This is a genomic window from Psychrobacter sp. Ps7 (assembly GCF_022129225.1).
Classification (GTDB): Bacteria; Pseudomonadota; Gammaproteobacteria; order Pseudomonadales; family Moraxellaceae; genus Psychrobacter; species Psychrobacter immobilis_A.
In genome coordinates this window covers 1-4,290 of the sequence record NZ_JADQAH010000066.1, presented here as the reverse complement: position 1 = coordinate 4,290, position 4,290 = coordinate 1, and the positions used below count along the sequence as shown (strand labels likewise).

Annotated in this window: 5 protein-coding genes and 1 pseudogene; 4 read left to right on the top strand and 2 right to left on the bottom strand. The window is 40.4% G+C overall.

All coding sequences use genetic code 11. The features are described from left to right. Window positions 1-42 precede the first annotated feature (42 nt). Window positions 43-543: a hypothetical protein gene (locus tag I3257_RS13945; protein ID WP_238050148.1), complete on the bottom strand. Its 501-nt coding sequence runs from the start codon at window positions 541-543 to the stop codon at window positions 43-45. A gap of 414 nt (window positions 544-957) precedes the next feature. On the opposite strand from I3257_RS13945, the gene I3257_RS13940 reads away from it, so the two are divergent. From I3257_RS13940 to I3257_RS13925, 4 genes and pseudogenes are all read left to right on the top strand, one after another. After that, entirely contained in the window at window positions 958-1,845 is an 888-nt protein-coding gene (locus I3257_RS13940) for an inovirus-type Gp2 protein (protein WP_238050147.1), read from the top strand. 149 nt (window positions 1,846-1,994) lie between these two features. After that, a complete protein-coding gene (locus tag I3257_RS13935; protein ID WP_238050146.1) occupies window positions 1,995-2,285 on the top strand; it encodes a hypothetical protein in 291 nt (96 codons plus the stop codon). Between the two features lie 36 nt (window positions 2,286-2,321). Next, a complete protein-coding gene (locus tag I3257_RS13930; protein ID WP_238050145.1) occupies window positions 2,322-3,314 on the top strand; it encodes a DUF932 domain-containing protein in 993 nt (330 codons plus the stop codon). Window positions 3,315-3,419: 105 nt separating this feature from the next. Further along, window positions 3,420-3,923, top strand: a pseudogene (locus I3257_RS13925) (YqaJ viral recombinase family protein); the annotation flags it as partial. Between the two features lie 35 nt (window positions 3,924-3,958). Here I3257_RS13925 and I3257_RS13920 read toward each other — a convergent pair. Beyond that, on the bottom strand, window positions 3,959-4,290 hold a 332-nt coding region (locus I3257_RS13920), incomplete at its 5' end, for an integrase core domain-containing protein (protein ID WP_238050144.1).

Sequence of the window (4,290 nt, the reverse complement as noted above, 5' to 3'; positions counted from 1 at the left end):
GATTAATACGCTTAGTTTACCAAGTTTAGTTGTACGGTTTCTTCAGCATAGCTCACTATTACAATTAAGCCAACTTAAGTCTTTTGATTTTGTCCTGTAGCGTTTGTAAAGGTTAAACGCATCTTTAATAGCAAACGTTTTGTATATAGTATTAAAGAATTTACTATTTGCTAGATTATTGTTTTCACTAACACAGTCAATGCTTATAACTAAATCTTTCAAGAAGTTATTATAAAATCGTGCTATTAGCTCTAAATGATTATGTTTGAAATGAATAAAGGTATATAAAAAAAGTCCTGATCTTAAGTCATCTTTAAACCAGCTGATTAGCTCATAATTAACTACAGGAATTTTTACTCGAGGGAAAAGATTACTAGGCATCACTATATCGTTATCCAAACAAAATATATGTAAATTTTTTAGGTAATTCAAATCATTTGGATAGATTACTTCATCGTACACCAATCTCCAGTTGTACAGAATTATGTCAACTTCTCTTTGAGAGTAATTCATCCACTTTAGATCATCAAACGATACAGGCATAAAATTCAACTCCCAATTCATCAGTATCAAATAAGTTTAAGTATTACTAATATCGTAACTTATTCATAAATAATAGTGCTAGTAAGTAGTAATTTTTTAGTAATTGTTATTACTGACAGCTAAACTAATACGAAGGGATACAGCCAATACTATCTATGGAAATAGCCGTTATTACCCAATTAGAGTTTTAGCATTTATTACGTAACTCCCCAAATGAAAAAATCCCATCTGGACAGGTATCTTCAAACCTCTCCATCGCGCAGCAGCAGCTTCCTTGGAAGAATGCTAATCCGGTAAATAATATTATTAATATACTTCTCTCTATTCTTGAGTTGTTTGGCCTCGCCAAACAACGTCAGTAAGAAAATATCTAGTTGCCTTAATTTATGAATTCATAAATTTAGGCAACACAAAATGATGAACACAACTTTAGGGCACGACTACGTCGTCGCCAAGGTCGATAAACTCGTAAGCGATATACTCGATCCTATTATCTCAATAAGTATTCAAGAAATAAGTAATCAACTGAGTGCTTACTACCAACTAATGCTATTTCACTTTAATGACGAATTGGTTTATACCAATTCGATCAAATGGTTTATGGGTAGTTGTTATCTAGTATGTGGAAATAACTATCCTAACGAAGTGATTTGGACTGAAGGTATGACACAAAACTTTTTGACCGCACTTGGTTTTTACCATACTGAATTCGCTACTGATAGGACTGACTTTGCTTTTCAGGAGCAGCGTAATAGCCAATCGCTTTTCGATTGCATGAATTACTTTTTAAATGAGTACTCACGTCTGCTTATTGTTAGGGTCGATCTTAAAATCAAAGTAGAGTTTGCACATACAGTAAACGTTGAAGCTTTTAATAATTTCATGAATGATTTAAGAGAGGATATTGGAAGGAAGAAAGGGTGTTTTAGATATCTAAGAGGCCATGCGTGGGCTATAGAGCAAGGTGTTGACAGTGGTCTACATTGCCATTTACTACTGCTCTACAACGGTGATAAGCGTTGGAAGGATTGGTACTTAGCTGATGCAATTGGTAAGCACTGGGTTGAGATTACAGAGGGTATAGGCTGGTATTTTAACTGTAATACTACAGAGCACAAACGAAGTTATGACCTTCAAGGGACGCTTGGTATCGGTATGATCCATCGAGATAATCTTGTAGAGGTGAACAATGCTATCAACGCAGCACTGTATCTCACAAGGCCTAAGAAGTATGAGCAACGCCTAAAGGCATGGCTGCCTAACATGCGTACCTTTGGGCGCAGCACTATTTCTACTAGTTGAGTAATGCTATGCATAGTTAATAGCTAACTAATTTCAAATACATACTACTTACGTGAGATTGAGCATTGATGTCTGAATGCTTATCCCTTTTAACCATTAAAGGTCTGCCTCGTGCAGACCTTTTTTATGCCGTTAATAAAGGAATCCTTATGAACGTAGATTGTCCGTACTGTCAGGCGTCTTCTGTTTGCGAATCAACTAACAATGCTGCTGAGCAAGCTGTAGATCAACTATCAAACCTTGCTGCACTAGATCGCACTGTTAGTGAGCTATGTCAGTCGCTGGGCTTGCATCCACTAATCAAACTAGTACTTAGCATGACGCTAGTCATTGCTATCGAACACGTTACCTCTAATCGTGGAGAGCTACCAGTGGCTCAGAAACCTTATCGCTGTGAAGGCTGCAACAAAGTCTTCACGGTTTTCTATCCATTCGTTTGATCCTTCACCTCACTTATCAATAAAGGAAATACTCTCATGGCACATTTAATCGAAAACATGGCTTATGTTGGCGAGACCCCTTGGCATGGTCTCGGTAATCAGCTACCTAAGAATCAACCTATCGAAGTCTGGGCGAAAGAAGCTGGTATGGATTGGCATATCGAATCCTCAAATGTCAGCTACATGGCAAACAATGATAAAGGTCAAAGTCTCATCCTGCCTTTTGATAACAATAAAGTCTTATACCGCTCTGATACGCTCGAACCACTTAGTGTCGTCAGTCAACGATATCAAGAAGTACAACCGCGAGAGATTTTAGAATTCTATCGCGATCTTACGGAACAATCGCACTTTGAGCTTGAGACCGCTGGTGTCTTAAAGGGTGGTAGAAAGATGTGGGCATTGGCCCGTACAGGTCAGTCAACGACCCTAAAGGGCGGTGACGTTAGTAATGGATACCTACTTCTTGCAACAGCGTGTGACGGCACTCTAGCGACAACAGCGCAGTTCACCTCTATCCGTGTGGTATGCAATAATACATTAGCGATTAGCCTCGCTAATGGAAGCGGTGGTGTAGTGAAAGTGCCACACAGCACTTCCTTTGATGGCGACAGAGTGAAGCAGCAATTAGGCGTGTCTGTTAAGCAGTGGGATGAGCATATGTATCAGATGAAGCAGCTTACTCAGCGCCGTGTCACTCAGGCGCAAGCGGCCAATTATCTGAACCGTGTGTTCAATGATCAGGATAATGACATCATTTTATTTAACAGCGCTAAGAAAGAGAAGGATGTGGTGCCTAATGCCAAAGCCATGAATCAGGTGATGAGCATGTTTAACGGTCAAGGTCGCGGTGCAGACCTTGATGCGGCTCGTGATACCGCTTATGGACTGCTATGCGCGATGACGGAATTTGTTGATCATGAGCGTAGAGCGATGTCAACGGATCACAGACTAGATTCTGCTTGGTTTGGTGCAGGGGCAAAGCTGAAAGACAAGAGCCTAGAGGAAGCCTTTGCACTGATTGCCTAGATTCTACTAGTAAATTTAACCAATCAAACCACGCTTAAGGGCGTGGTTTTTTTATGCCTGTTATTTCACTTACTACCAATAATAAATTTATCGAAGGAATTCATCATGAATATGATCGCATTAAACACCAGCATTCAACCAAGACAAACTAAGCGTGCAACCGTTAAGGCTAAAGCAAACCTGAATGCTAAAACTGTTATAGAAGACATACTCAAAGCGAAGCATAAACCAGTCAAACCGTCCGCTAGTCATTCGGTAACGGCTAAGCGTCTAATCAATACCAAAGGCCTAAGCCATGAGAAGTGGCTTGAAGTTCGCAAGCAAGGTATTGGCAGCTCGGATGCTGCCGCTGCCTGCGGCATCCATCCGTATTTATCAATGCTTGAGCTATGGATGATTAAGACAGGACGCATGAGCTCAGATATTGATGAGAGCATTGAAGGGTATTCGCCTTTGTACTGGGGCAATACCTTAGAGCCGATGGTCGCTAAGTTCTACCAAGAGCATACTGGAAACAAGGTACGCCGCGTCAATGCCATCTTGCAACATCCTGATTCTGATAAAGCCTTTATGCTCGCTAACCTAGATTATGTCATTACAGGTAGTGAACCGCCCCGACTTTATCGGAGAGTGATTTACTTGAGTCAGGCAGCGATGCCTGACAGGGTTAAATTATCATAATACCGCTTTTCAAAATCAAAAGGTGACACATAACCAATCGTACTATGCAGTCGTGTTTTATTAAACCAGTCCACCCACTCAAGGGTTGCCAGTTCAACATCGTTCATACCAGTCCAGTTTTGCTTTAAATAATGAATCACCTCAGACTTATAAAGCCCATTGACCGTTTCAGCCAATGCGTTGTCATAAGAGTCGCCTGTTGTACCAACAGAGGCAATCACGCCAGAATCCGTCATTTTATCAGTATAGCGAATGGATAAGTACTGAACCCCTCGATCACTGTGATGAATGACAT